Raw genomic sequence first — 26,585 nt, 5'->3', positions numbered from 1 at the left:
GGTATGAAAGGTGGCTTCGCCAATCAGCCCATCAGCAGGGCCCGCAGGCTCTCCACATCCAGCCCGCGCACCTCGGACTGGCCGCTCAGCAACCCATCGGCCAGCGCCCGCTTCTCGTCGTGCAGGGCGACAATCTTCTCCTCCACCGTCTGCTCGCACACCAGCCGGTAAACGGTCACCGGCTGGGTCTGGCCCATCCGGTGTGCCCGATCGCTCGCCTGATCTTCCACCGCCGGGTTCCACCAGGGATCGAGGTGCAGCACGGTATCGGCCTGGGTGAGGTTGAGGCCGGTCCCCCCCGCCTTGAGGCTGATGAGGAACAGCGGCACCTCCTCGTGGCGAAAACGCAGGATGGAGTCCTGACGGGACTTGGCGGAACAGCCCCCATCCAGATAGCAGTAATCCCAGGATTTCTGCTCGATGCGGGCCCGCAGCAGGCTAAGCAGATCGACGAACTGGCTGAACACCAGCACCCGATGACCGCCGTCGATCGCCTCTTCCAGCAGCGCCATCGCCTCGTCCAGCTTGCTGCTGGTCTGCGACCACTCGGGCATCACCAGCTCCGGCGAGCAGCAGAGGCGGCGCAGCCGGGTCAGGCCACTCAGCACATGCATCAGGGCGCGACCATCGGCGCTTTGCACCTGCTGCACCACCTCACGCCGGGTCGCCTCGTAGAGCTGGCGCTCTTCGGGGGAGAGGCTGATGTGGTGGATGATCTCGGTCTTGTCCGGCAGCTCGGTCAGCACCTGCTGCTTGAGACGGCGCAGGATGAAGGGGCTGATCACCGCCCGCAGCAGCGCCATGTGCTGGGGATCCTTGACCGCCTTGCCAAAGCGGCGCTTGAACTCGCCAAGGCTGCCGAGCAGCCCCGGGTTGATAAAGGTGAAGAGGCTCCACAGCTCCCCCAGATGGTTCTCGATGGGGGTGCCGGAGAGGGCGAGGCGAAAATCGCCGTCGAGCTGGAACAACAGCTTGGCGCGCTGGGTGCCGGCGTTTTTGATCTGCTGCGCCTCATCGAGCACCATGCTGGACCAGCGGCGGGACTTGAGCGCCTCCGCCAGGCTGCCGAGCATGCCGTAGTTGATGAGGATCACCTGACCGGCCTTGGCCTCACGAATGATCCCCTCCCGCTCGGCGGGATTCTCGAACACCACCACATCCAGTTCAGGGGCGAAACGGGCCACCTCCTCCTGCCAGTTGGTGACCACTGACTTGGGTACCACCACCAGCGCAGGGCCAAGGTGCTGGCGCATCCGCAGCACGATGAGCGCCTGCAGCGTCTTGCCCAGACCCATGTCATCGGCCAGACAGGCACCAAAACCGTGGTGGGCCAGGGTCGCCATCCAGCGCACCCCCTCTTTCTGATAGTCCCGCAGGGAGGTCAGCAGCTCGTCCGGGCACTCGACCTCCTGCTGCCACTCCTGCTGCAAGGATTGCCACGCCGCATCCCCTTCGGTGGTGACGACAGAGAGCAGGCGAGTAAGCGGATAGGCCAGCTTGTTGTTGATGCGCTGCTCTTCATCGAGCATGGCCCCCAGCATGGTGAGCCGCTCCACCAGCTTGTCGCTCAGCATCAGGCTGGTCTTCTCGTCGAGCTGAACGGTGCGCTGCCCCGGGGTCATCTGGCGCAGAATAAGGCGTAGGTCGAGGATTTGGTGCTCATCGAGCGCCAGCGCCCCTTCGACCTGGAACCAGTCCTGCCGCCGCTCGATGCGCAGGCTCAAGGCCGCTTCATCGAGGCTCTTGAGGCGGGCGCTGTCCTGATGCCAGTGAATGACCACACCGGCATCCACCAGCTCGGGCAGGGCATTGACCAGCGCCAGCGCCTGTTCCCCCTGCAGCAGCCACTCGCTGCCGGGCAGGCCGATGGGCAATTGATTGCGCAGCAGTTGGGCCTGCCCCTTCTCGGCCGCGAGATCGCGCTGCCAGTAGTGGTACGCCTTGATCCCCTGCCGCACGATGGGCTCACCCTTGCCAAGGGGCTGGGGCGGCAGATCGTCAAAGCGGGTGACCAGCTTGACCGACAGCTGACCATCCTGCCAATCCAGTTGCACCGATGGAATGCCCGGCCAGGGAGCCAGTTCGGCGTTGCCGCTAAGCCCTTCGACCTGACTGTGCCAGGGCAGCTCGGGAATGGCGTCCAGCGTGCGTTGCAGCTCGGTCAGCCCCTCGGCTGGCAGCAGCGGGATGGATTCGAGCGCTGGCAAGCGGTCGAGCAGCGGCTGCGGGGTGAGGATCAGCTGCCACAGATCTTGAGCCAGCGGCATGATATGGGCCCCGCGGGCGGCCGCATCGGGACAGAGCTGCGCGCTCATCCCCTGTTCGGTGGCGACCACCTGCAGCAGGGGGGCGCTGATGGCCAGTTGCAGCTTTTGCCCCTTGGCGTTGAACAAACGGGGGTGATCGGCCAGCGGCGCCCAGACATCCCGCGGCAGCCGTCCCATCACCCGTGGCAGGGTGCGAACCAGTGCCCAGTCGTGCTCATCGAGCATGGCGGCATACTGGGTAGAGAGCAGGGCCGGATCGACCCGGCGACCGGCGGTCCACTCCCCCTTGGTGCTCAGCTTCTGGATCTTGCACTCCAGCTCGGGGCCCTCGGCATGCAGCAGCCACACCAGCCGTTCCTGCGGCTTGCGTACGCCACTGGAGCGTCCCAACCCCTGCAGCCAGTTGAGCCAGCTGGCCGAGGCCGCAGTTTTGTCCTCGTCCCCGTCATCATCCTGCTCGTCACTGCTCTCTGGCGCACTATCCTCACTGCCGCGCAGCTGGCACAGGGGCGCCCCTTTGGCCGCCTCGCCCAACAAGATGCGCAGCAGATCCTGACAAAACGCCATCAGGCGATGATGGGGCTCGGCATCGAGCAGATGGGAGAGATCCCACTTGTGCAACATGGCCACCTGCGGGCTCTGGGCACCGTGACGGGCCAGCGCGCAGAGATCGAGCCAGAGATAGCCCCAGTGGAGCTCCTCCACCGGCAGTTGCAGGGTATCGAACAGGCCGACCGCCTGACCGTGGCGATCGCCCGCCCACTGGCTGAGCAGGTCGGCAAGCAGAGGGAATTGACCGGTCAGACTGCGCTGCCACTTCTTGCGCTGTTCGCTGGCGATGACGGGATCGGCCTGCTGCAACCAGCCAAGCCAGAGCAGGGCGCTGAATGAACGGGGCCACTGGCCCGCCTCGCCCTCATCGGCGGCCTGCCACTGACCCAGCGCGGTGAGCAGTCGCTCGCCGAGCGGGCCGCTCTGGCGCTGCTGGGCCAGCGCCTGCAGGGCTGGCCAGCCGGGCACGGCATCGTTGCCCTCGCCGGTTGGCGATGTGCTCTCGCCATCCCCGCAGAGCCAGCGCCACTCCGCCTCGAACGCTTTGGCCCGGGCCTGCACCTCGGGGGCACAGCGCACCAGCGCATTGGCCAGCGGCCAGCGCTCTTCATAGGGGGCATCAAGCAAGAGTTGCAGCGAGAAGTGTTCCAGCAGCAGTTGCTGCCAGGCGGGGCTGGAGCCCGCCAGCAACTGGTGAGCATCCGGGGTATCGAGCAGGGTCAGCAGATCGCTGGCCGAGAAATAGGTCGGGATCTCCCCCGCCTTGCCACGACAGAGCTCGCGCACCACCGCATGGGTGAGATCCTGCCCAGTCAATGAGGGCACCCGGCTCCAGTCCGGCGCCGGGCAGAGACCGGCACGTACCCCCAGGATCAGCGCCAGCGTCCCCTCGGCGGTCAGGCACCACTGCTGCTCCCCGCGCAATCTGACCAACCCAGCATCCTGCAGTCGGGTCAGTGTATCGAGCAGGGCATGGCCCATCGCCAGTTGTTCTTGCAGCAAACGGGGACTGGCAACGCGCTGCAATTGCAGGGTGGCGAGCAGGGCATAACTATCCGAAGAGAGGGTGGACGCAGACATTAAGACTCACGGGCAAGTGCAAAAGCGGAATTTTAACGGTAAAGCGCCAGCGGCTCGACCCTTTACCGTGAAATAACTCAAAAAAAAACGGCCATCCATGATGACCGTCGAAAGTAACGAAGGAAATAGCCGGATCATCCGGTTACCTCCCACAGCGGGAAAATCGGGAGCGCTAGCCCCTAATTCTTGGAGCCAATGCTAAAGGTTGGTGCCCGAAAAAGCTTTGAAGCGGATCACAGTTGAAAAGGATTTCTGAAAACGGTTTCAATTTTCTATCCACAAGAAACCATCGCTCGGCGCCAAATGAGCCACCCCAAGGCCGTTCTTGCTCACCCGGCACAAACAGTGGAAATCGGTATGACGGTCGCTTGTCGAACTCCCCTTTGTGGGCGACGGTCAGCTGTTGCGCCGCGTTCTTTAACGGCTCACCCCGCAATAGCCGATCCCCACCTGCCAGCATCCGGCACCGCCAGTTGTCGATATGCCTTTATCAGCGGATATAGTCAAACAGCGTCAAACGACTTATTTTGCTGAAAGAGAGTTGCGAGGCACTCAATGCCGCATCTTCTTTTGACAGCGCGGAAATAACTTCATAGAGATCGGCTTCCGACACCTTGGCTCTCGCCTCTGCGTTGAGGGTGCTGAGCCCTTCATTGGAACCCATTACCGCCTCGAGACTGTTCATCCGGCCACCCAGCTCACCCAACCCATGATCGATATTCAAGCGGGCATTTTTCATATGAACGGTGGCATCGGCCACGTTTTGCTCAAAACTCTCGGCTGAAATATTGGGGTCACGCAGAGCAGTGATGAAGTCTGACATCCCGTTCAACACGTTGTCATTCTCGGGGGGGTTGAGATCAAACTGCTGTGCTGCAGCACCTGCCGGCTGATCCAATGTCAGTTCGAGACCATTGAAGGGGATCTTGGTGCCGGGAGTATAGTTACCTGTTTGCAGGGTAGTGCCACCGGCATCCTTGATATCATAGGTATCCGGTGGGCCAATGGTGGTTGATACAGTATAGGAGTTACTGGGCAGTGCCGAGTTATAATTGGATTTGAAAAAATTATCAAAATTACCCTGATCGCCAATGCCAACCTTGATATTCGCGGTGGTTGCACTGGCAGTTCTTCTGGTCGCCACAATTTCAAACAGATCCTGCCCGGAATCATTGGCAGCAATTTGTACTGTGGGTGACACCTGGATATTTCGCTGGCCAGGATCGCCCTGATAAATATATTTTCCGTTGGCGTCTTTGATATAGGGCTGGGTCTTGCTCTGATTGCCGCCAAATATAAATTCACCAGACGAGTTCTTGCTATTCATCAGGTCGAACATCTGCTGCTGCAATCCTTCCAGCTCGCTGGCAATAGCCTTGCGATCATCCATGCTGATAGAACCGTTATTTGACTTCTGGATCAGGGTCTGGGCACTCAACATGGCATTATTGATCGAGGTTAATACCGTCTCCTCATGCCCCAGGCTGTTTTCCAACAAGCTGCCATTGACCCCATACTGCTTGAACAGGTCGATCTCCTTGGTCAGCGCCATCTTCTGGCTCATCCCCGCCGGATCTTCTCCGGCAGTCTGAAATTTATTACCGGTTTGCAGCTGTTGATAGGCTTTGCTCAGACGCTCATTGGCACTGTTGAGAGAATAGATATTCCGGTCATAGATCATGTTGGTGGTGATGCGCATGGCGTTACCTCACGGAAGAGAGCAGTGTATCGAAAATGGTTTTGGCCGTGCTGACGATTTGCGCCGATGCCGCATAGGATTGCTGGAAGCGGATCAGATTGGCCGCCTCCTCCTCCAGATTGACCCCTGACACGCTTTCAAAGATGCCGGTACTCTGAATAAGCTTGGACTCATTGGCCTTAAGCAAGGTTTTTGCCTGACTGGTATTGTTACCCACTTCCATCACCAACCCGGAATAAGCCTGATTAAAGGTCATCTTGTCGTTGGTCGTCCCACCATTGGTGCTCTTGCGCACCAGATCCTTGTTTTGCAGCTCGGCCAGAGCCAAGCCATTGCTGTTATCGGCAAAGCCATTGCTGTTGTAACTGAGCTTGAAGCTGTCACCGGCATCCACCGTTCCGGTGATGCTGAACTCGTAGCCGGGCGCCTGTTTCGGGTCTGGATAGGCTGGTCCACCAGTGGGGGGTGGCAGTTGCAAGGCAGCCATCAAATTCTGTCCCTTGCTGCTCGCGGGGGCCGTACCTATCAGGGTGGTACCATCGGCTTGAAACACCTGATAGTTACCACTGGCATCGATTTTGACCACCTGAGGCGCTGTCGGGCTCAGACTATTAGTACCAAAACCTGACCCCGCACCGGTATTGAATACGCCACCCAGTTTGATATCAGCCCCGCCGCCATTGTTGGTGGTCTTTTCCGCTTTAAGCGGAGAGGCCAAGGCCAAATCTTCCGGTCGGGTGATCAGCTGGCCAAGGCCCGCCGCAGCACTCTTGGTCGGTTGCAACAACAATTTGTCACCGGCAGCAGGAGTACCGGTCAAGTCGATTTTTATCCCGTGATCCTCAATAGAAATGGAAGAGGCAGGTAAAGGTCCGGTCGTTAAAGAAGTGCCATTTCCATCTTTGTCCAAGGAAAACACTTCATATCCTGTCGCACTAAATCTAACTTCATAGTCAAACGGCGTAACATTAGTACCCTTGCCAGGTAAAAAACTGACCGAAGCCCCTGCGGTACCCGTATTGCCACCGTAAGGTAATCCCTTGCTGGTTGGCAGAGTGAAGATATCGCCGCCAATCTCGTTATCCAGATCCATCCCGAGGCGGTTCTGCTGGTTCATCGCATCGGCCATCGCCACGGCCAGCTGCCCCAGTTCGCGCTTGGTCGGCTCAAGGTCGGTACGCGCCTTGAACAGCCCCCCCATGGCACCACCAAACGTATCGTGATCGATGGTTGCCTTGTTCGCCCCCAGGGTCAGCTGCAGCTCCTGATCCCGGGAGTCAGGATCTCCTGCAATCACCTTGAACTGGGCGACGCCCCCATCGAGGATCAGCGAATGGCCGGTGCTCATATTGACCAGCATGCTGCCGTTGGGTTGGGCTACGGTGCGAATATCCATCTTCTCCGACAGCTGGCGGATCGCCTCATCCCGCTGATCAAACAGCATCAGGTTCTCTTCGGGTGACCCCTGGGTGCGGATGATGGCCTGATTAAGATCATTGATGCTGGTGAGCAGGCTGTTGACCTGCTTGGTTTCATCTTCAATGCGGGTGTTGAGTGTATCGCTCTGCTTGTCGAGCTGCGCCGAGAGGGTATGAAAACGGTTGACCATGCCACTCAACTCCGTCATCACCACCTTGCGCCCACCGATCTCGGCAGGCGATTCATTGGCAGAGTGAAATGACTTGAAGTAGGAGGTGATGGCCGCCCCCACGCTGTTGCTGGTATCCCCAAGCAAGCTGTCAACGCCAGCCAGCTGTTCATAATGGGTCAGGGAGGCATGATAGGCGGAGGTATCACGGCGCACCTCCCCCTGCATATAGTCGTTGATTACCCGCTGGGTCTTGATGTCACCGGTCCCCAGACCGATGGTATTGGTATACACCAGCGTACGCTCACGCACATAGCCCTGGCTATTGACGTTCACTATGTTGTTACTGGTGGTCTGCAGCAGGCGTTGCTGTGCCAGCACGCCCGATGAACCAATCCCAAGCAGGTCGCTTGCCATACGTTACAGCTCCATCTCGTTGTATTGGGCAATGGCGTCACTGCGCAATACCTGTTTCAATTTTCTGGCGTAGTGCGGGTCGGTGGCATAACCCGCCTGTTGCAGCGCCTCAAAGTAGCGATCAGGACTATCCACCTTCGCCAGGGCTCCCTTGTAGCGAGAGCCGGAAGTGAGGAAATCCACATAGTCGTTGAAGCTCTCTTCAAACGACTCATAGGAGCGAAATGCCGCTTTCTGGCGGGAGGCGACGCCTTGCTCATACTCGAGCGTGCTGACCACAGCCTTGGGCCCTTCCCAGCGCGGATCGGCCTTGATGCCAAACAGGTTATGGGTCACCTGCCCCTCGCCATCCTTGATCACCCGCTTGCCCCAACCGCTCTCCAGTGCCGCCTGGGCGACCAATACTGCCGGGCTTAACCCCAGCTTGTCGGCCGCTTTCTTGGCCAGCGGCATCAGGCGATTGACGAACTCTTCCGGTGTATCGAACTCTTTGCCCCCACTACCGGTGGCACTGCCCTCTTCGCTGGCCATGCGTCCCATGGGCGGAATGCTGCGGTGCGGTCGACGGGGCATAGTGAGTGCGTGGCTCTCCTTGACCCCCTCGGTCATTTCTCTTTCAGCAAAATCTTTGCCAACTTTTGATGCCGCGATCAAATCATCGGCAGCGGCCGTGGGTGGCTGATAGGGTTTGTAGGTCCGTTCGGTACGCTGCGGCATCTTGAGCACCCGTCCATCCTGATGGGTAAAGGTCTCGGGAGAGAGCTGCTTGGCCACCATGTCAGCCAATCCCAGCCCTCCCTTGCTGGACATGTCAGCAACTCGCTGCTCATCCAGCATCCCTTCATAGAACTGGGTATAGCTGCTGTTCATCGGGTTGTCCTGAGTCAACACCCCATTGGCCTGACGCATGCTCTGAAACAGCATCTGGGTAAAGATTGACTCGAACTGGCGTGACGCACTCTTGAGCGCTTCGGCCTGCCCTTCTTTGCTTTGGCTCATCTGGCGCAGACGGTCCAGGTTCTTGATGTCCTGTACCATCCCGAGATTCATGCCGCTGTTGCTGTCAAACTCCGCCATTTTGCTTACCTCATTGCCACCCGTGGCAACCACTTGCCGCTTGTTACAATATGACCAGTTGCCCCTCGATGGCGCCTGCCTGCTGCAGCGCCTCAAGGATGGCCATCAAATCACCGGGGGCAACCCCGACCTGATTGACCGCCCGGACCAGATCGTCCAGGGTCGCACCGGTATCAAACTTGAACATCCGCCCCGGCTCCTGCTGAACATTGATGGTCGAGTTGTTGGTCACCGTCGTCTCTCCTCCCGCCAACGGGTTGGGCTGGGAGACCTGCTGGTTTTCGGCGATGGTCACCGTCAACCCGCCATGGCTGATGGCCGCCGGTTTGAGCTTGACTTGACTGCCGATCACTATGGTGCCGGTGCGGGAGTTAACGATGATCTTGGCCGCCTCGTTGGCCGGATCCACCTCCAGATTCTCGATGGTGGCGAGATAGGAGACGCGCTGACCCGGATCCCGCGGGGCATAGACCTTGACCGAGGTGGCATCGAGCGCCTGAGCGGTATTTGGCCCCACCAGATCGTTGACCACATCGGCCAGACGGCGCGCAGTAGTAAAGTCGGGGCGGTTAAGGTTGAAGGTGATGGTGTCCCCCTGACTGAAGGAGTTGGGCACCTCCCGCTCCACGGTTGCACCGTTAGCAATCCGCCCGACGGTCGGGGTATTGATCACCACCTTGGAACCATCAGCCCCCTCGGCCCCCAGACCACCGACCACCAGACTGCCCTGGGCGACCGCATAAACCCGCCCATCGAGCCCTTTCAGGAAGCTCTGCAGCAGAGTGCCGCCCCGCAGGCTCTTGGCCTCGCCAATGGCAGAGACCGTCACGTCGATGGTCTGGCCCGGCTTGGAGAAGGGGGGCAGGTCGGCATGGATCGCCACCGGCGCCACATCCTTGATCTTGGGCTTGATGTTATCCGGCACCTTGATGCCAAAATTGTTGAGCATGGTACGGAAGGTCTGCTCGGTGAAGGCGTTGTTCTTCTCGCCAGTGCCGGGCAACCCCACCACCAGACCGTAACCAATCAGCTGGTTGTTACGCACCCCTTCAACCGAGCTGATGTCCTTGATCCGGGCCGCATTGGCCACGCCCAAGGGCAGCAGACAGCAGAGCAGTGTGACAAGACGGAGTGACTTCATAACATCTCCTAGAGCGGCCACCAGGGACCATTGAAAAAGCTGGTAAGCCACCCTTGCTCCTGGCTATTGGCCAGATCGCCGGTACCACCGTAGTAAATCCGGGCATTGGCCACTTTCTGGGACGAAACGCTGTTATCAGATGTCACATCCTCCGGGCGAATAAGGCCGGTGATCCGGATATATTCATTGCCATTGTTGAGCATGATCCACTTCTCACCACGCACCACCAGATTGCCGTTGGGCAGCACCTTGGCCACGCTGACCGAAATATTGCCCTGCAGGCTGTTGCTCTGATCCGCCTTGGCCTGGCCCTTGAACGCGCTGTCTTGAGCAATGGAGGCTGAGAGATCATAGGGGCTGGCGGTCACGGGCACGCCACCCAACTTGACCGGGTCCAGATTGAACTTGTTATTCTTGCCACTCTGGGTATTGGCCTTTTTCGAGGCGGAGGTCGACTCCGACAACTCGATGGTAATGATGTCGCCTACCTTGTGCGCCTTGATATCCGAATAGATGCCATTGACCTGATCTGGCTGGAAAATCGCCCCTGTCGGCCGCACCGACACCGGCTCCGACTCCCCGTAGACGGGGGAAAACTCGGGATCATCAGGCTTGGGGGTATTGGGCGTGCTACTACACCCTCCCAGCACCAGCAATCCCAGCATCCATACGGCTTTCATCATGCACCTCCTAATTAGGTACGCTGGATCAGGAAGGACATCATGCCGTCCACCGCCGAGAGCACCTTGGAGTTCATCTCGTAGACCCGCTGAGCTTGGATGAGATTCACCAGCTCTTCGGTCACGTTGACGTTGGAGGTCTCCAGCATCCCCTGCTTGATCACCCCTAGACCATCGGCACCGGCCGTCCCCTGCGCGGCAGCACCGCTGGACTGGGTCTCGACGAACATGTTCTCACCCATCGGCTGCAAGCCGCTGGCGTTGACGAAGTCGGAGATATTGATCTGCCCGACGACCTGCGAGGCGCCATCCCCCTTGAGCTGCACCGAGACCTGGCCATCTTCACCCACAGTGACGCTCTGGGCGTTTTCCGGGATCTGGATTTCCGGTTGCAGCGGGTAGCCATTACCCGGCGTCACTATGGTCCCTTCATCGTTGAGGGTGAACTGACCGTTGCGGGTATAGGCCGCGCTGCCATCCGGCAACTGAATTTCAAAGTAACCACGACCACTGATCATCAAATCCAGTGAGTTGTCGGTGGTTTGCACGTTACCCTGACTGTGGTTTTTCTGGGTCGCCACCACCTTGGCCCCCGCCCCCAGCATCAAGCCGGAGGGGAGCTCGGTATCGGCAGAGGATCGACCACCGGGCTGATTGATGTTTTGATAAAGCAGATCTTCAAAGATGGCCCGTGACTTTTTAAAGCCCACGGTGCTGGCGTTCGCCAGGTTGTTCGAGGTGACCGAAATATTGGTCTGCTGTGCATCCAACCCGGTCTTGCTGATCCAGAGTGCGGGATTCATAGGTAACTCCTTGATTAGCTGATTCGCAGCAGTTGGGTTTGAGCTTCATCATTCTCTTCGGCCGTCTTCATGATTTTGACCTGGGTTTCGAACTGGCGTTGCAGCCGGATCAGGTTGGTCATCTCATCCACCACATTGACGTTGCTCCCCTCAAGGGAGCCGGCAATCAGGCCGACATTGGCCGAGGCGGGTTCATTCTGGCCATCCTTGCGGCGAAACAGACCATCTTGCCCCTTCTCCACCGCATCGGCGGCCGGATTGACCAGCTTGATCCGCTGGAAATCTTCCGGCAAGTTGGCGGCAGCCCCCTCCGGTCGACCGCTGATGGTGCCATCCCGATTGATCTCGAGTTTCTCCATCGGCATCGGCAGCACGATGGGCTGACCACCGTCATCCACCACATTCAGGCCGGTCGAGGTCTGCAGATTACCGGTCGCATTGACCTGCAAATTGCCCATGCGGGTATAGGCCTCGCCGCCCTTGGGGTCTTGTACGGCAATCCAGCCCGGACCATCCACCGCCACGTCCAGATCCCGTCCGGTGGTCATCAGCATGCCATGCTGCAGGTTCTGACCCGGACGTTCAGCCATGGCAAACACCCGGCTTGGCAATCCCTCTCCGAACGCCTGCATGCTTCTGGCCTGCTCGAAATCGGACTTGAAACCGGTGGTATTGGCATTGGCGAGGTTGTTGCCACGAACAGCCAGGCTGTTCATGGTCTCTTTGGCCCCGGACATGGCGATATAAAGCAGGTGATCCATGGAATTCTCCGTCAAACAGATGACTCTGACCGGAGAAATGCAATTAGAGTGCCAACAGCAGAAATAGATGGGGATGAGTAAGGCGGGAACGCGACAGAAACAGAGAGGGGGCCAAGCCCCCTCTCATTATCATTCATTGCGCTATTAACGGATCTGCAGGATGGTCTGCTGCAGCGAACTGTTGACCTCCAGCGAACGGGAGTTTGCCTGGAAGTTACGCTGGGCCGTGATCAGGTCCACCAGTTCGGAAGTCAAATCCACGTTGGACTGCTCCAGCGCCGACGACTTGATGGTGCCAAATGTTCCCGAATTTGGCGTTCCCGGCAAGGCATCACCAGAGAGCAGGGATTGTCGCCAGGAGGTATCACCAACCTGAGTCAAGCCTTGCGAGTTGGCAAACTTGGCCATGGCCACCATGGCCACCTTGACGGTGGTGGCGTTGCTGTAAGTTGCAGACACAATGCCATCCGGGGTGATCTCCACCTTGGTCAAACGGCCGACGGTGGAGCCATCTTGGGTCAATTTGTTGACTTCGAATGGTGAGGAATATTGAGTAACAGTACCTAACCGATACTCAAACTTTTGGGTCGGATCCGCTCCATTAGTTATGACACCTGCACCAGGTGTACCCAACGTATCGGTGACGATGGGATCAGGCGACGTGCCGGTTAACTTGCCATCAGATCCGAACGTCAGAGTGGCTGGTGTGCCACCAGGCATAATAGGCTTTGTACCCTCATACAAATGCATCTCCCAAGTAGGGGGATTCAATGCTTGTGAAGGTGTTTGAGTGTCCCCTTTTTTCACAAAATATTGAGTGATGGTATGTGGCTCACCAAGTGAGTCATATACGACTACTGAGGTAGAAGAGGAATAAGTCTTAGCGTTGGTGGTATCAAGCGGTGTTGCTGTCACATCGATCGGCGTTGCTGATGATGGCAGGTTGAAACTCGAATCCACCAAAGAGGTTTTAGTCGGCTCGCCGGCCTTGTCCGGGATCTGGATGGGCTTGGTCGCGTTGATGCTGACCGCCTTGGGGGTGCCATCAGAATTGATCTCGTACCCCTGCAAATAGCCGCCGGAGTTACTGACCATATAGCTGTTTTCATTGAGCTTGAAGGCGCCGGCACGGGTGTAGGTACGATCCAGGTTGGTCAAGCCATCAGAGGTCACAAAGAAGCCGTTCCCCTGAATCGCCAGATCCAGCGCGTTATTGGTAAATTGCAGCGCCCCCTGATGGAACTGCTGGGCCACCGCACCGGTCGCCACACCGTTACCGACCTGAGTCTTGGCATTGACAAAGATAGAGTTGGCGTAGACATCCGCAAACTCGGCACGGGACTCTTTAAAGCCCATGGTGTTAACGTTAGCAATGTTGTTGGCGGTGACGTTCAAGTCTTTTTGTGCCGCGTTGACACCGCTCAAGGCATTGTTAAATGACATATCCAGCTCCTTAAATCGATGCTGTTGACGGGGTGACTGTCGAGTTTGAATTGGTTCCTGAAATTTGCAGGATGCTGTTCAACAATGTGCTGCCAAGGCCTTTCACATTGAGCATTGTCGGGTTTGTTGCATTGCCCAGGGCAACGCTATCAACCTTGCCATAAGCAAATGTTGCGATGCTTTCCGATTTGCCATCCAGGGTGCCGCTTGCTTTGAGGACATATTTCCCTGGCGCTGCTCGGTTTCCATCTTTGTCCTTGCCATCCCAGGCAATCTCGATGTTGCCTTGCTTGTCTCCTTCGAGGGGAAATTCCTTGATAACCTGACCTTTCTCGTCTTCTACGGTTATCTTGATGCCCGAATATTTATTCGATGTCCCCACAGCCACAACACCAGAGAGAGCGCCCTCCTGATCCAAATAGCCCGTACTGCTCTGCAGCAACACATTTTGTCCCACCAATGCGGAGGCTTGCAGTGCTTGGCTGGAAATCATCTGTTCATTTAGCTTACCCATCTGATTGGACAAACTGCTGATCCCCTCGGATGTCGACATGGATGCCATCTGGGAGAGCATCTGGGCGTTATCTACAGGCTTGAAGGGATCCTGATATGACAGCTGCATGGTCAGCAGCTTCATAAATGAAGCTTGATCCAGCTCTTTCTTGGGCGTCGTAGTGGTGCCTGTCGTCTGGGTTGTGGTACGGCTGATACCGTTCACATTGTTGGTTGTATCGACCATGCTGCATCCCTCCTATCAGGACTTGCCAAGCTGGAGCGTCTGCTGCAGCATCTTCTTGGCCGAGTCTGCAACCTGTACGTTGGTCTGGTAGCTGCGCGAAGCGTTGATCATGTCTGCCATCTCTTCGACCATGTTGACGTTTGGCTTGAAGATAAAGCCGTCTTTGTCTGCCATCGGGTGGTTGGGGTTGTACTCCTTGAGCAGTGGCGCCTTGCTCTCGACAATCCCCTTCACTTCAACCCCGACCGAGCCTTGCTTGTCAGACATCGCCTGATCGAGCTGGGCGGCAAAGACTGGCCGCCTGGCGTGGTAAGTATTTTCCACACTGGAGCTGACGCTGTCCGCGTTGGCCATGTTGCTGGCAACCGTGTTGAGCCGCACCGACTGTGCACTCATAGCCGAGCCTGCTATGTCAAAGACCTTGAACAAACTCATCACTGCTCTCCTTTCAGGGCCTTGAGCAGGCCACTGATCTTGCTATTCATAAATTCAAGGGAGGTTTGATACTCGAGGCTATTGCGCAGAAATTCGCTGCGCTCCTGCTGCACATCGACCGTATTGCCGTCACCGGTATCCGGCTGCAGCGGGTTGCGATATTGCACGGTACCCGGAGCGTCCATATTCAAGGCAAAGTGCTTTTCGCTGGTCGTTGCCAGACCAAAACCCTGATGCGACTGGGCCTCCTGCAATGCCTGAGCGAAGTTGATATCCCTGGCTTTGAAGCCCGGGGTATCCGCGTTGGCAATATTGCTGGAAAGCACTTCAGCACGCTTGGCGCGAACGCTGATCGTGTGTTGATGCACACCGAATGCCTTGTCAAATGAAAGAGCCATAGCACACCTCCTGCTTGGTACAAGTTGTTAGCAAGAGGTATGCCACAAGCAAGTCACTCAAATCGATGGTGTGGGTATGAGCACATTTCAGACCGAAAACGACAGAAGCCTCTCGTGCCCACGACCAGGCGGCCGCTTCTGGCCACCATTGGGTTTCAACCATTTTTGCAGTGGCGGGAGATGGCAGTTAAATAGAGAGATAGAACTGTGGATAAAGAAGGAGGGAAGCTGGCCGCTTCCCTCTTTACGTGAACTGGCAATATCCGGCAAAACTCCGAATATCAAGGCCGTCAGGCCTATTTGACCTTGTAGACAATCCCCGGATTACAGCGGATCATCTCGAATCGGTCGGTTAACCCGGCCAGTGACTCCGACGCGCCCAACATCAGATATCCACCAGGATTGAGGCTGGCAGCAAACTGGTTGAGGATCTTCGACTTCACTTCCGGCGCAAAATAGATAAGCACGTTGCGGCAAAAAATAATGTCAAACTTACCGAGCAGACTATAGCTCTCCAGCAAGTTGAGTGGCCTGAAGGTCGTCAATTTTCTGACTCGCTCAGCGACCCGCATCTTGTTGTCGCCATAAGGTTCAAAAAACATCTTCTTACGCTCGGGTGACAAACCGCGCGCAAGGGCAAGGCTATCGTAGACCCCCTCCTTGCACTGATTGAGCATGGTCGTCGAAATATCTGTCCCCACGATCTGAACGCCACCTGGCAAGGTACCCGGCTTTTTCATTTGCTGCTCCAGCGCCGTCATGGCAATGGAGTAGGGCTCCTGACCTGACGAGGAGGCAGCAGACCAGATCTTGATGGGCCGGCCACTTTTCCCCAACTCGGGGAAAATCTTGTCGGTAAGAAGCTGGAACGGATAGGTATCACGAAACCAGAGGGTCTCGTTGGTCGTCATGGCATCCACTACGGCCATTTTCAGGTCACGCTCTCGCACACTCATTGCACGGGTAACCAGATCAGACAGACTCTCGATGCCAAACTGAGCCATCAAAGGTGAAAGACGGCTCTTCACCAGATACTGCTTGTTATCCCCCAGCACAATTCCGCTCTGTACTGCCAGAAAGTTGCTGAACTGTTTGTATAAGTCGTCCGAAAGTGTCTTCATGCAGCTGTTCTTCTTAATTAGAGTGCGTTTTGTACGGCCTTGGCCAATTCATCAGGCTGGAACTTGGCGATAAAATTGTTCGCACCAACTTTCTGCACCATTGCCTGGTTGAATACGCCACTAAGCGAGGTATGCAGAATAACATGCAAATCTTTGAGATTGGGATTATTCCGGATCTCGGCAGTGAAGGTGTAGCCATCCATTTCCGGCATTTCGATATCCGAAATAACCAGCGCAATCTGATCCTTGATGGGACCATTTTTGGTCATGCCCAATAGCATGTTCAATGCTTCACGGCCATCTTTTGCCAACACGCATTCGACACCGATGGCCTCAAGCGCACGTTGCACCTGTTTGCGTGCCACAGAGGAGTCATCGGCAACAAGAACAGGACGCCCCAGCGTGGGGTGTTCAACACTCGCTTCAACCAACTCCCGACTGACCTCGGTGGAGACCGGAGAGATCTCGTTGAGAATGCGTTCAACGTCTAGAATTTCGACCAACTCGCCATCAACCTCGGTGACCGCCGTCATGTAGTTGATACGACCCGCACCCTTGGGCGGAGGCAGAATGGATTCCCAGTTCATATTGATGATGCGTTCAACCGAGTGCACCAGAAAACCCTGAATGGAGCGGTTGTACTCGGAGATGATAATGAAACACTTGCTCAAATCTTCGATCGGACGCTTGCCCATCGCCATGCTGAGGTCAATAACCGAGATAGTCTGGCCACGAATGTGGGCGACCCCGCGAATGCAGGAGTTCAATTTGGGAATCACGGTCAAGGGGGGACACTGCAACACTTCACGCACTTTGAATACGTTGATGCCAAATCTTTGACGTCCATTTAAACGAAATAACAACAGCTCCAGCCGGTTTTGCCCCACTAGCTGGGTACGTTGGTTGACCGAGTCCAGGATACTGGCCATAAACACTCCCTAAAAACGCTTGGCACTAATCATGCATGCGCGATGGATTGCGTCAGACTATCGATGTGACAACGAACAGATTCTGAAGCAATCATAGTTGTTAAATATGGTGATATGCGTGAACAACTTATCTTATCGACCAACGAGCGAAAATGATTAACCGACTTTTACTCATCAGCCTCTTTTTTGGCAGCATATCTTCCAGCTACGCCTCGGACGTCACGACTTATCTGCAAGAAAAGGCACAAGAGTTCGTTTACAGCCAGTTAGATGTGCCATTGGATGCCAGAGCTGAGGTCACTTCTGCCACGTTGGATGAACGGCTCCCACTGACCCGCTGCGAAGATCTGCTCACTATCAGCTTACCAGCAAAAATGGAAATTCGCCGTAATACAACAGTTTACATTAGATGTGAGGAAGACAAACCTTGGGACGTGTATCTCCCGGTGCGGGTCAGTATTCAAAAACCCTATGTCACGGTGACCAACCCCATCGCCAAGGGGGATCTGCTGAGTGAAAGCCAACTGGTGTTGGCCTATCAGGATCAGACCCTGATCCGCGGAGACTACCTGACTGACACCGCCCCTCTTATCGGAGTACGCAGCAAGCGGGAGCTAAAACCGGGGCAGCCCATCCGTTTGAGCCAGGTTTGTGTGGTTTGCAAAGGGGATCAGGTCACCCTGACAGCAGAGAACAGCAACTTCCAGATCAAAACCATGGCCCGAGCCTTGCAAGATGGCAGCTTCGGAGAGATCATCAAACTCGTCAATATCCGCTCCGGCAAAACCGTTGAGGGTAAAGTCAGTGCTGTGGGCGCCGTATCGGTCACTTTTTAAATCGGGATCCTTGACAACTTTTTTCTAAAGTTTTGACCTGCCGCACCGATAAACAGGTAAGCAAACCTTAAAGCAGACGAAGGTAACTAAAATGGCCATCAACAATATCAACAACTTGGCGAATAATCGGTTGCAAAATACCGCTAATAGCCAGGGGACAGGCAGCAAGTCAGTCACCTCATCGCCCGAAAACAAAGCGGCTACTGTCAAGCTGGACTCCGTCTCCTTGACCAGTGAGGCGCAACAATTGCAAAAAATGCAACAAAATCTCAATACCGCCTCGACCGGCAATGAGAGCAAGGTTGAACGGCTGAAAAAAGCCGTCGCAAGTGGTGAATATCAGGTCAACAGCGACGCTGTTGCCAAGAAGATGTTCAGTTTCGAGGCCAATCTGGACAAAGTTCTGGGATGATGGATTTACCTTCGTTACTGCACACCCAAGATGATTACCTCAGCCAGATGCAAGGCATTCTGGAAGAGGAGTTCAGATTGCTCGAGCAGCATCAGGCACTGGCCCTGCCTGCGCTGACCGAGCGCAAACAGCAGTTGCTTGCTGCGATAGAAACCCTGGACAAAACGCTGGCAGAGATGCCGGAGCTGGCACTGCAGCTGGCAGCCTATCCCGATGAGATGGCGCAGCTTCGTGCAAAGCTGGATGCTTGCCAGGCACAAAATGATCTCAACGGTCGCTTGCTTGAATTGAGCATCGTCTCCAACCGTCGTCTGGCAACCTTTCTGAGTCAGCTGCGCGATCGCAACAGCCTGACCTATGACGCCAAGGGCAACACTCGCTCTGGCACCCGCTCCTACGGTATCAAGGCCTGACATCTCTTATCAGGCCTCGCATTTTTGATCTTCGTTTTAAAGCGCCAGGCCTAGCAATTCCCGCCCATCCTCACACGCATTGACGCGCAGTACCCCGTCCTCATAGCTCCCGTAACTGGCAGGCAACTCGCCGCGCGGGAAACAGATCGATCCCGGGTTCATCAATACCCGCTCCCCCTGCCACTCCAGCACCGGCACATGGGTGTGGCCGCTCAGGAACAGACTGCCCTCCGGCAGTTGTACCTCATCCGGGCGATAACGATGACCGTGGCTGACAAACCAGCGCCGCTCATCGATCAGCAACTGGTTGTAGGGGGCTGTGATGGGAAAGTGCAACAGCATCTGATCCACTTCGGAATCGCAATTGCCCCGCACCGCGATGATCTGTGGCGCCAGCTCGTTGAGCCGATCGGCCACCGCGGCCGGGTTATACCCTTCCGGCAGAGGATTGCGCGGGCCATGGTTGAGCAGATCGCCGAGCAGCAGATAGTGATCCGGCTGCCAGGGCTGAAGTTGGGTCAGCACCCGCTCCAGCGCAATGATGCTGCCGTGGATGTCGGAAATGATGGCAAGTTTCATGAAATGCGCCTCACTGCGGGCTGAAGTAGAGATCCTTGGTGGCAATCGTCCCTTTCAAATTCTGGCTGGGCAGTCCCCGCAGGGTGGGATCAACCAGTCTCATCTGATTGTAATGATACAGGGGGAGGATCGGCGCCTCCTCAAGCAGTAACTGTTCGGCATGCCGGTACAGTTCACCCCGGCTCGCACTGTCCAGCGTGTTGGCAGCCTGCTCCAGCAGCAGATCAAATTCGGGATTGCAGTAGCCGCTCTCGTTGCGCAGATCCTGACAACGGAAGCTGCCCAGCATGGCTGACGGCTCCACGTAATCGCCAAACAGGAAGCTTCTGGCCACCTGAAAATCACCGCTATCCTTGGCCACCTGATAGGCGCCCCACTCCAGACTGTTGAGGGTGACCTGTACCCCCAGCTTCTGCCACATGGCGGCAATGGCCATTGCCATCTGCTTGTGGGTGTCGGCGCTGTTGTAGGTAATGCTTAGCGTTAGTGGATTTGCACTGTTATACCCGGCCGCTGACAGCAGGGCTTTCGCTTTGGCCTGCCGGGTCGGCATATCCTCAAGCGCCACAGGCAATACCACCCGGGGATAACCCGGCATCTCCGGCAACAGCGACCATGCAGCCTGTTCATCATGCCCGCTCACCGCACCAATGAGCTGCTGTCGATCAACCGCCATGGACAGCGCCTGACGCACCCGCACATCCTGCAGTTCGGGGCGTTTCAAATTGAACGTATAGAGATAGGTACCAAACAGCGGCAAGCCCCAGAGCCGCTCCGGGGATTCGCGCTTCATCTTCTGGTAATAGCCGAGGGAGACCTTGTTGGTGAGCTGTATTTCACCGGCCTCATAACGCAGCCGTTCCGCATGTTGCGAGGAGATCGGCAGGTAGGTGACTCGCTCGATACGGGTGTGAATGTCATCCCAGTAGTGGATATTGCGCTCGGCTTCGATCCGCTCGTTCGGCGCCCAGCTTGCCAACCGATAAGCACCATTGCTCACCAGCTTGCCAGGCTCGGTCCACTGTTTGCCAAACTGGGCTATCGCCTTCTGATTGACGGGCACAAAGGGGCGCTGACTGATGAGCTGCAGGAAATAGGGGGCAGGGCGCTCCAGGGTGATTTTCAGGATCTGGTCGCTTTGCGCCTCAATACCCAGATTGTCGGGCTCCAGCGCGCCGGCATAGATGGATTGCGCATTGTTGATCCCCGTGGCTAGCAGCAACCCGGCAGAAGGGGAGCTGATGGCCGGATCGAGCAGACGGCGCCAGGCATAGACAAAATCAGCGGCCACCAGCGGCTCGCCATTGGACCACTTCAATTGGGGTCGCAGGAAAAATCGCCACTCCAGCCCATCGTCACTCACCTCCCAGCGCAGTGCCTGAGCGGGTACGATATGCCCCTTACCATCATCGCTGACCAGTCCTTCAAACAGATCGACCAGTACTGCCTCCCCCGGAAAACCGGAGCGCACCAACGCCGGATCCAGCGACTCCGGCTCGGCACCGTTGCCCTTGACCAGGGTTTGCCGATCAGCAAGCAGAGGCTGCTGCTCAACTGTGGTGGCATGGGCCAGGGGCCCTGCCAGCACGGCAAGCAACAGCGGGGAGAGCCAGCGTTGCGCCAGCTTGGGGAAGAAACCATACCTCATGACAAAACCTCGAATAAAACCACTGCAGGAGGGGAAGGCCGACGGCGCGCCTGATGAATGCCTGATGCCGTTCTTGTTATCCCCGAAAACGCCCCGTATTGTATCGGGCTTGCCCGGGAGATGGAGTCTTTCGGGTTAATTTTTTCAGGAGTTTTTATGGGTTATGAGTGGCTGGCCCTCGCATCGGCCAGTTTATGGGCAGTTGCAGCGCTAATTTCGGTCAAACCGGCCCGTCATCTCGGCGCATTTGCCTACAGTCGCTGGCGCATGTTTCTGGTCAGCCTGATGCTCGGCACCATGAGTCTGCTCACCGGTGGCTGGCAAACCCTCACCGCAAGCGCCCTGCCCTTGCTCGCCATCTCGGGACTGGTCGGCATCTTCGTCGGCGACACGGCGCTGTTTGCCTGCATGAACCGGCTGGGGCCAAGACGCAGTGCCCTGCTCTTCTCCTGCCATGCGCTGTTTTCCGCTCTGCTTGGGCTGTGGCTCTTTAATGAGCAGCTGACGGGCTGGCGACTGCTGGGGGCCATGCTGGTCTTGGCCGGCGTGATGCTGGCGATCCTGTTTGGCAGACGCAGTAGCAGTAACGAGTGGGAGCAGATCCGTGGCAATCTGGCGCTGGGGATTGGCCTTGGTCTCACGGCGGCACTGTGTCAGAGCGTGGGAGCCATCATCGCCAAGCCGGTGATGATGAGTGGTGAGGTGGATGCGGTGAGTGCATCGGGTATCCGGATGGGCAGCGCCCTGCTGGCCCACTGCGTCCTGCGGCTGGGGCGCTTGCCGCTGGCCATGCCGCTCAAACCGGTCAATCGCCAGATCCTCGCCATGATTGCCACCAACGGTTTTCTGGCGATGGGGTTGGGTATGACACTGATCCTGATGGCGCTGCGGCAGGGCGAGGTGGGCATGGTGGCGATTCTCTCCTCCACCACGCCGGTACTGCTGCTACCGCTGTTGTGGTGGCACTCGGGGGAGCGGCCATCCGTTGCCGCCTGGGCGGGGGCGCTGATTGCCACCCTGGGCACCGCGCTGGTGCTGGGTTTCAGCACTCACTGACACCCGGCACCATCCCTGATCAGAACAGGGCAATCTCCTCAGCGGTCAGCTCGCGGTATTCACCGGGGGCCAACTCTTCATCCAGCGTCAGGCCACCCACCCGCTCGCGATGCAAGCCAACAACCTTGTTGCCGATAGAAGCAAACATCCGCTTGACCTGATGGTACTTGCCTTCGTGAATGGTCAGGCGGGCCTCGCACTCAGCAAGAATTTCCAGCTGGGCAGGGCGGGTTTTATCGGTCTCGTTACGCAGGTAGACCCCTTCGGCGAACAGCGCGATCGCATCCGGGCTCACCGGATCGGCCAACCAGACGTGATAGGTCTTGGCACACTCGTGGCGCGGCGAGGTAATGCGGTGGGACCATTGGCCGTCGTCGGTCACCAGCACCAGCCCTGTGGTATCGAGGTCGAGGCGACCCACCACGTGCAGCTTGCCCATGGCGGGTTCGTCCATCAAAAAGAAGACGGTCGGGTGATCCGGATCCTCGTTGGAGCAGACGTAACCTTCCGGCTTGTGCAGCATGAAATAGCGGTTGCGCTGCTCCAGCGTCAGCAGCACGCCGTCAAACTCGATCTGGCTCTGCTCATTGATATGAAAGGCGGGCTGCTTGACCACAATGCCATCTACCATGACCTCGCCCTGACGGATCAGTTTGCCTGCCAGCGAGCGGGTCAAATCGGAACAATCGCACAGAAATTTATCAAGCCGCATTCACAACCTCGGAGTCCAACAAGTAAAGGGGCGTCATTATATCGGGCGGGGGCGACAACGCCACTGTTAAGGGGTTGCCAATTATGACGAACAGGTCATCCGATGGTACACTTCCCCGGTGTGCCCCATCCGCACGATACTGATAATAATAAACATCAGGAAGCCATCATGAAGTCTCAAGCATCCTATCCCGTCATTCCCGTCAACCAGCTGAAACCCGGCATGTATGTCATCGCTATCGCCAGCCAGACAGGTGGGATGGCGATCGCCCAGATGGGCATGGTGACCAGCGTGGCGCAAATTGCCAATCTGGTGCGCCAGGGGGTGATCACGGTACGCATCGATCTGGCCCGCAGCAAACTGGGCAGCGCCGAGAGTGACGCCGTTACCTCCCCCGACCTCAATGCCAACAGTGCCCAGGTGGGACGCCGGGCCACTGCCAACGGCGAAGGGCGGGAGCTGAAGATCCGCCGCCTTTATCAGGAAGCGCGCGAACTGCAAGGCAAATTCATTCGCCAGCTCAAGGCGGGTGAACCCATCGACATCACCCCGCTGGCCGAAGTCGCCGAAGAGATGGTAGACACCATGTTCACCCACGGCGATGCCATGCTCTGTCTGGCCCGTATTCGTGCCAAGGATGCCTACCTGATGGAGCACTCGATGAACGTGGCCATTCTGTTGGCCAACTTCGGCCGCTATCTCGACCTGGAACGCAGCGTGCTCAAGGAGCTGACCCTGGGTGGCCTGCTGCACGACGTGGGCAAGATCATGACCCCGGACGAGGTGCTCAACAAACCGGGCAAGCTGACCGATGAGGAGTTCGCCATCATGCGCCAGCATGTGGTGCACAGTTACGAGATCCTCAGCAATACCGCTGGCATCACCCCCACCATGCTGGAGGTGGCCGCCAACCACCACGAGCGGCTCGATGGCACCGGCTACCCGCAGCAACTCAAGGGGGATCAGCTCTCCCTCTATACCCGGATGAGCGGCATCGTCGATGTCTATGATGCCATCACCGCGGATCGGGTCTACAAAGCCGGCATGCAGCCGACCCAGGCCTTCCGCATTCTGCTCAAGGGGATCAATCAGCACTTCGATGCCGAACTGGTCACCAAGTTCATCAAGTGCATGGGAGTCTATCCGGTGGGAACGCTAGTGCAACTCTCAAACCAGCGCTTGGCTATCGTGATGCAGCGCAACGAGCAGCAGCCACTCAAGCCGGTGGTCAAGGTGATCTATCACGCCACCCAGCGTCACTACCTCGACGTACAGTGGCTGGATCTGGCCAAGTCAGGGGTGCAGGAGAGCATCGAAAACACGGTCGACCCGAAAGAGTTTGGCATCAACCTCGCCAACTTTTTCTAATCCCCTACCTCACACTTCATGATGGCCGCTGGCTGTCGAGCCAGTGCTGGATCAGAAACTCCTCATCCAGCGGCGAGAGATCAAAACGCAGACTGGCCTCTTCAATGGCGGCGATATCGTGCTGGTGATGCTCGCTGAGCCAGCGCACCGCACGACGCAGATCTTCACCATGGGGGAGCAGCAGATGGTCGCTCATGGAATACCTCCGGTAGGCTGCAGGGCGGCCAGTGAATATGGCCACCTCTTTCCAGTCTAGTCGTCAATTCTTATCACCCGCACCTCTTCACCCTCTCCTCTCCATCATTTCATCATCTTGTCACTGCAATTAGCGGCCGAAGGCGCGTTACCATCAAGTGAGAGCTGGAGGGGACTCCCCTGCTGCTGGGTGCCCTGCGCAGGTTCCCCCCCCAGGAGAGTGACATGATGAATATCTGCCAATTTACGCTATTTCATTGACCTGACAGGATAAAATTTTCATGATGAGCCAGTCCCCATCGGGACTGACATCATCAGTGTGTGATCTGCAGGAAGCAGACTTCAGGAGAGCAAGGACATGCCATCGACCATCACCGCCGGGGAGCGCCGACTCTCCCCTATCATTCGCGCCACCGCCATCACCCTGACCCTGTGCTGGAGCCCCTTTGGCTGGAGTGCCACGCTGCCCGCTGACTTGAAGTGGGAGAGCAACAACCAGGATCCTATCTATGCCGATCCGGCCGCCAAGCGCGGCGGCACCTTTCGCACCTTTATGACCAGCTTTCCCCTGACCCTGCGCAAATATGGCCCCGACTCCAACGGCGGCTTTGCCGGTTACGTGCGGGAAACCAACCTGCCTCTGCTGAGCACTCATCCCGTCACCGGCAACCCCATGCCAATGCTGGCAAACGAGTGGGCCTTCGGCGCCGACAACAAGACCCTCTATTTTCGCATCAATCCCAAGGCGCGCTGGTCAGACGGCCAACCGGTCACCGCCGATGACTGGCTCTTTACCCTCAAGATGATGCGCAGCAAGGAGATCAACGACCCCTGGTACAACAACTACTACAGCACCCAGATAGCAGACATCACCAAGTTTGATGATCACACCCTGGCCATCACCAGCGGCACCGAAAAGAGCCGCCAGGATCTGCTCGAATCACTGCCCATCAGCCCGGAGCCGAGCCACGCCATCACGCTCACCGCCAACTGGGTCAAGGAGTACAACTGGAAGGTGTTGCCGGTGACCGGCCCCTATCAGCTCGATCAGGTGAAAAAGGGCAAGTCGGTCACCTTCAAGCGGATTGAAAACTGGTGGGGGGATGATGAGCGCTACTTCCAGCATCGCTTCAATCCCGCGCGGATCGAGATCAAGGTGCTCAGGGATATGAACATCGCCTGGCAACACTTCCTGCGCGGCGATCTCGACACCTTCCCGCTGGTAATGCCCAACTGGTGGCACGACAAGACCAAAACCGCCGAGTTCGAGAAGGGTTATATTGCGCGTACCTGGTTCTACAACCAGACCCCGCAATCACCGATGGGGCTCTATCTCAACACCGCCGATCCGCTGCTCAAAGACCTCAATGTGCGACTCGGGATCCAGCATGCCCTCAACCTCGACAAAATGCTCACCACCCTGCTGAGGGGGGATTACCAGCGCCTCAACAGCTATGGCTCGGGTCAGGGGGAGTTTACCAACAGCGAGCTCAAAGCCCGTCCGTTCGATCCCAAGCTGGCACGGGAGTACTTTACCAAGGCCGGGTTCAACAAAGTGGGGCCACAGGGGATTTTGCAAAACGACAAGGGGCAATCGCTGACCCTCGCCATCACCTACACCACCGCAGAGCACGCCCAGCGGCTCACGCTGTTGCGGGAAGAGGCCAAGAAGGCGGGGCTCAATCTGGAGCTCAACCTGATGGATGCCTCGGCCGGTTTCAAATCGATGCTGGAGAAAAAGCACCAGAGCGCCTGGATGGCCTGGGCTGGCAGCCGCTATCCCGCCTATTGGGAGTTCTTCCACAAGATCAACGCCAACAAACCCCAGACCAACAACATCATGAACATCGATGACGACGCCATCACAGCGCTGGTGGAGCAGTACGACAAGGAGTTCGACTTTGCCAAAAAGGCGGCCCTGTCACGGCAGATCCAGCAGCGGCTCTATGAGCTGGCCAGCTTCGTCCCCGCCTATCAGGTGCCCTACACCCGGGAAGGCGCCTGGCGCTGGATCAAACTGCCCAAGGTGCCCGCAACCCCAAAGAGCGAGCAGCTCTACTGGCCCCTCGGTGGCGACAACAGCGGTTACAGCTATGGCGGTCTGCTATGGATTGATGAAGAGCTAAAATCCGAGACCAGGGCAGCCATCAAGAGCGGCAAGACTTTCCCGGCCGAGCCTATCATCGACACCACTTATCGCCAGCCCTGATTGCATCAGCCCATCGGCAAAAGTCCT

At 57.3% G+C, this 26,585-nt stretch carries 24 protein-coding genes; 6 read left to right on the top strand and 18 right to left on the bottom strand.

Features of this window, described 5'->3' with window-relative positions:
- Positions 1-23: 23 nt before the first annotated feature.
- The 14 genes from NMD14_07185 to NMD14_07120 all read right to left on the bottom strand — a co-directional run bounded on the left by NMD14_07185 (position 24) and on the right by NMD14_07120 (position 17,130).
- Entirely contained in the window at positions 24-3,899 is a 3,876-nt protein-coding gene (locus NMD14_07185; GenBank protein XEI34175.1) for a DEAD/DEAH box helicase, read from the bottom strand.
- A gap of 490 nt (positions 3,900-4,389) precedes the next feature.
- Complete coding sequence (gene flgL / locus NMD14_07180; GenBank protein XEI34174.1) at positions 4,390-5,598, bottom strand: flagellar hook-associated protein FlgL; 1,209 nt, start codon at positions 5,596-5,598, stop codon at positions 4,390-4,392.
- A 4-nt stretch (positions 5,599-5,602) separates the two neighbouring features.
- Positions 5,603-7,603, bottom strand: coding sequence for a flagellar biosynthesis protein FlgK (locus NMD14_07175; protein XEI34173.1), 2,001 nt, complete (start codon positions 7,601-7,603; stop codon positions 5,603-5,605).
- A gap of 3 nt (positions 7,604-7,606) precedes the next feature.
- Positions 7,607-8,680 carry a flagellar assembly peptidoglycan hydrolase FlgJ gene (gene flgJ, locus NMD14_07170; protein ID XEI34172.1) on the bottom strand — a complete coding sequence of 358 codons (1,074 nt, stop codon included), beginning with the start codon at positions 8,678-8,680 and terminating at the stop codon, positions 7,607-7,609.
- Positions 8,681-8,723: 43 nt separating this feature from the next.
- Entirely contained in the window at positions 8,724-9,821 is a 1,098-nt protein-coding gene (locus NMD14_07165) for a flagellar basal body P-ring protein FlgI (protein XEI34171.1), read from the bottom strand.
- Positions 9,822-9,829: 8 nt separating this feature from the next.
- Complete coding sequence (flgH, locus tag NMD14_07160; protein ID XEI34722.1) at positions 9,830-10,501, bottom strand: flagellar basal body L-ring protein FlgH; 672 nt, start codon at positions 10,499-10,501, stop codon at positions 9,830-9,832.
- A 14-nt stretch (positions 10,502-10,515) separates the two neighbouring features.
- Positions 10,516-11,304: a flagellar basal-body rod protein FlgG gene (flgG, locus tag NMD14_07155; GenBank protein ID XEI34170.1), complete on the bottom strand. Its 789-nt coding sequence runs from the start codon at positions 11,302-11,304 to the stop codon at positions 10,516-10,518.
- Between the two features lie 14 nt (positions 11,305-11,318).
- The gene (gene flgF, locus NMD14_07150; protein XEI34169.1) at positions 11,319-12,065 is read right to left on the bottom strand and encodes a flagellar basal-body rod protein FlgF; all 747 of its coding nucleotides are present in this window, start codon (positions 12,063-12,065) and stop codon (positions 11,319-11,321) included.
- Between the two features lie 144 nt (positions 12,066-12,209).
- A complete protein-coding gene (flgE, locus tag NMD14_07145; GenBank protein ID XEI34168.1) occupies positions 12,210-13,508 on the bottom strand; it encodes a flagellar hook protein FlgE in 1,299 nt (432 codons plus the stop codon).
- A gap of 10 nt (positions 13,509-13,518) precedes the next feature.
- On the bottom strand, positions 13,519-14,247 hold the full coding sequence (locus NMD14_07140) for a flagellar hook assembly protein FlgD (GenBank protein XEI34167.1): 729 nt from the start codon (positions 14,245-14,247) through the stop codon (positions 13,519-13,521).
- Between the two features lie 15 nt (positions 14,248-14,262).
- Positions 14,263-14,682: a flagellar basal body rod protein FlgC gene (gene flgC, locus NMD14_07135; GenBank protein ID XEI34166.1), complete on the bottom strand. Its 420-nt coding sequence runs from the start codon at positions 14,680-14,682 to the stop codon at positions 14,263-14,265.
- Entirely contained in the window at positions 14,682-15,080 is a 399-nt protein-coding gene (gene flgB / locus NMD14_07130; GenBank protein XEI34165.1) for a flagellar basal body rod protein FlgB, read from the bottom strand. The genes flgC and flgB overlap by 1 nt, the downstream gene beginning before the upstream one ends.
- Positions 15,081-15,376: 296 nt before the next feature.
- Entirely contained in the window at positions 15,377-16,201 is an 825-nt protein-coding gene (locus tag NMD14_07125) for a protein-glutamate O-methyltransferase (protein ID XEI34164.1), read from the bottom strand.
- A 17-nt stretch (positions 16,202-16,218) separates the two neighbouring features.
- A complete protein-coding gene (locus NMD14_07120) occupies positions 16,219-17,130 on the bottom strand; it encodes a chemotaxis protein CheV (protein ID XEI34163.1) in 912 nt (303 codons plus the stop codon).
- Between the two features lie 152 nt (positions 17,131-17,282).
- Between NMD14_07120 and flgA the strand changes: the two genes are divergently transcribed.
- From flgA to NMD14_07105, 3 genes are all read left to right on the top strand, one after another.
- Positions 17,283-17,966, top strand: a complete 684-nt coding sequence (flgA, locus tag NMD14_07115) for a flagellar basal body P-ring formation chaperone FlgA (protein ID XEI34162.1) — start codon at positions 17,283-17,285, stop codon at positions 17,964-17,966.
- A 91-nt stretch (positions 17,967-18,057) separates the two neighbouring features.
- Positions 18,058-18,378: a flagellar biosynthesis anti-sigma factor FlgM gene (flgM, locus tag NMD14_07110; GenBank protein XEI34161.1), complete on the top strand. Its 321-nt coding sequence runs from the start codon at positions 18,058-18,060 to the stop codon at positions 18,376-18,378.
- Positions 18,375-18,791, top strand: coding sequence for a flagellar protein FlgN (locus tag NMD14_07105; protein ID XEI34160.1), 417 nt, complete (start codon positions 18,375-18,377; stop codon positions 18,789-18,791). The genes flgM and NMD14_07105 overlap by 4 nt, the downstream gene beginning before the upstream one ends.
- Positions 18,792-18,827: 36 nt before the next feature.
- Here NMD14_07105 and yfcE read toward each other — a convergent pair whose 3' ends face one another.
- Complete coding sequence (gene yfcE, locus NMD14_07100) at positions 18,828-19,370, bottom strand: phosphodiesterase (GenBank protein ID XEI34159.1); 543 nt, start codon at positions 19,368-19,370, stop codon at positions 18,828-18,830.
- A 10-nt stretch (positions 19,371-19,380) separates the two neighbouring features.
- Positions 19,381-21,018, bottom strand: a complete 1,638-nt coding sequence (locus tag NMD14_07095) for a peptide ABC transporter substrate-binding protein (GenBank protein XEI34158.1) — start codon at positions 21,016-21,018, stop codon at positions 19,381-19,383.
- Positions 21,019-21,174: 156 nt separating this feature from the next.
- Between NMD14_07095 and NMD14_07090 the strand changes: the two genes are divergently transcribed.
- Positions 21,175-22,074 (top strand): DMT family transporter, encoded by a 900-nt coding sequence (locus NMD14_07090; GenBank protein XEI34157.1) that lies wholly within the window; start codon positions 21,175-21,177, stop codon positions 22,072-22,074.
- A gap of 19 nt (positions 22,075-22,093) precedes the next feature.
- Here the strand turns inward: NMD14_07090 and rsuA are convergent, their stop codons facing one another.
- Complete coding sequence (gene rsuA, locus NMD14_07085; protein ID XEI34156.1) at positions 22,094-22,786, bottom strand: 16S rRNA pseudouridine(516) synthase RsuA; 693 nt, start codon at positions 22,784-22,786, stop codon at positions 22,094-22,096.
- A 168-nt stretch (positions 22,787-22,954) separates the two neighbouring features.
- Here rsuA and NMD14_07080 point away from each other — a divergent pair, with 168 nt between their 5' ends.
- Complete coding sequence (locus tag NMD14_07080) at positions 22,955-24,154, top strand: HD-GYP domain-containing protein (GenBank protein ID XEI34155.1); 1,200 nt, start codon at positions 22,955-22,957, stop codon at positions 24,152-24,154.
- A 16-nt stretch (positions 24,155-24,170) separates the two neighbouring features.
- Here NMD14_07080 and NMD14_07075 read toward each other — a convergent pair whose 3' ends face one another.
- Positions 24,171-24,350, bottom strand: a complete 180-nt coding sequence (locus NMD14_07075; protein ID XEI34154.1) for a hypothetical protein — start codon at positions 24,348-24,350, stop codon at positions 24,171-24,173.
- A gap of 357 nt (positions 24,351-24,707) precedes the next feature.
- Here NMD14_07075 and NMD14_07070 point away from each other — a divergent pair, with 357 nt between their 5' ends.
- Positions 24,708-26,558, top strand: a complete 1,851-nt coding sequence (locus NMD14_07070) for an extracellular solute-binding protein (GenBank protein XEI34153.1) — start codon at positions 24,708-24,710, stop codon at positions 26,556-26,558.
- Positions 26,559-26,585: the final 27 nt, after the last annotated feature.

The organism is Aeromonas veronii, assembly GCA_041319085.1.
GTDB lineage: Bacteria > Pseudomonadota > Gammaproteobacteria > Enterobacterales > Aeromonadaceae > Aeromonas > Aeromonas veronii_F.
The sequence above is the reverse complement of the archived record's forward strand: the minus strand, read 5'-3'. Positions and strand labels throughout refer to the sequence as shown.

Coding starts and splice junctions, on each gene's coding strand:
- NMD14_07185 (XEI34175.1), bottom strand. CDS start 3,899: ATGTCTGCGTCCACCCTCTCTTCGGATAGTTATGCCCTGCTCGCCACC.
- flgL (XEI34174.1), bottom strand. CDS start 5,598: ATGCGCATCACCACCAACATGATCTATGACCGGAATATCTATTCTCTC.
- NMD14_07175 (XEI34173.1), bottom strand. CDS start 7,603: ATGGCAAGCGACCTGCTTGGGATTGGTTCATCGGGCGTGCTGGCACAG.
- flgJ (XEI34172.1), bottom strand. CDS start 8,680: ATGGCGGAGTTTGACAGCAACAGCGGCATGAATCTCGGGATGGTACAG.
- NMD14_07165 (XEI34171.1), bottom strand. CDS start 9,821: ATGAAGTCACTCCGTCTTGTCACACTGCTCTGCTGTCTGCTGCCCTTG.
- flgH (XEI34722.1), bottom strand. CDS start 10,501: ATGAAAGCCGTATGGATGCTGGGATTGCTGGTGCTGGGAGGGTGTAGT.
- flgG (XEI34170.1), bottom strand. CDS start 11,304: ATGAATCCCGCACTCTGGATCAGCAAGACCGGGTTGGATGCACAGCAG.
- flgF (XEI34169.1), bottom strand. CDS start 12,065: ATGGATCACCTGCTTTATATCGCCATGTCCGGGGCCAAAGAGACCATG.
- flgE (XEI34168.1), bottom strand. CDS start 13,508: ATGTCATTTAACAATGCCTTGAGCGGTGTCAACGCGGCACAAAAAGAC.
- NMD14_07140 (XEI34167.1), bottom strand. CDS start 14,247: ATGGTCGATACAACCAACAATGTGAACGGTATCAGCCGTACCACAACC.
- flgC (XEI34166.1), bottom strand. CDS start 14,682: ATGAGTTTGTTCAAGGTCTTTGACATAGCAGGCTCGGCTATGAGTGCA.
- flgB (XEI34165.1), bottom strand. CDS start 15,080: ATGGCTCTTTCATTTGACAAGGCATTCGGTGTGCATCAACACACGATC.
- NMD14_07125 (XEI34164.1), bottom strand. CDS start 16,201: ATGAAGACACTTTCGGACGACTTATACAAACAGTTCAGCAACTTTCTG.
- NMD14_07120 (XEI34163.1), bottom strand. CDS start 17,130: ATGGCCAGTATCCTGGACTCGGTCAACCAACGTACCCAGCTAGTGGGG.
- flgA (XEI34162.1), top strand. CDS start 17,283: ATGATTAACCGACTTTTACTCATCAGCCTCTTTTTTGGCAGCATATCT.
- flgM (XEI34161.1), top strand. CDS start 18,058: ATGGCCATCAACAATATCAACAACTTGGCGAATAATCGGTTGCAAAAT.
- NMD14_07105 (XEI34160.1), top strand. CDS start 18,375: ATGATGGATTTACCTTCGTTACTGCACACCCAAGATGATTACCTCAGC.
- yfcE (XEI34159.1), bottom strand. CDS start 19,370: ATGAAACTTGCCATCATTTCCGACATCCACGGCAGCATCATTGCGCTG.
- NMD14_07095 (XEI34158.1), bottom strand. CDS start 21,018: ATGAGGTATGGTTTCTTCCCCAAGCTGGCGCAACGCTGGCTCTCCCCG.
- NMD14_07090 (XEI34157.1), top strand. CDS start 21,175: ATGGGTTATGAGTGGCTGGCCCTCGCATCGGCCAGTTTATGGGCAGTT.
- rsuA (XEI34156.1), bottom strand. CDS start 22,786: ATGCGGCTTGATAAATTTCTGTGCGATTGTTCCGATTTGACCCGCTCG.
- NMD14_07080 (XEI34155.1), top strand. CDS start 22,955: ATGAAGTCTCAAGCATCCTATCCCGTCATTCCCGTCAACCAGCTGAAA.
- NMD14_07075 (XEI34154.1), bottom strand. CDS start 24,350: ATGAGCGACCATCTGCTGCTCCCCCATGGTGAAGATCTGCGTCGTGCG.
- NMD14_07070 (XEI34153.1), top strand. CDS start 24,708: ATGCCATCGACCATCACCGCCGGGGAGCGCCGACTCTCCCCTATCATT.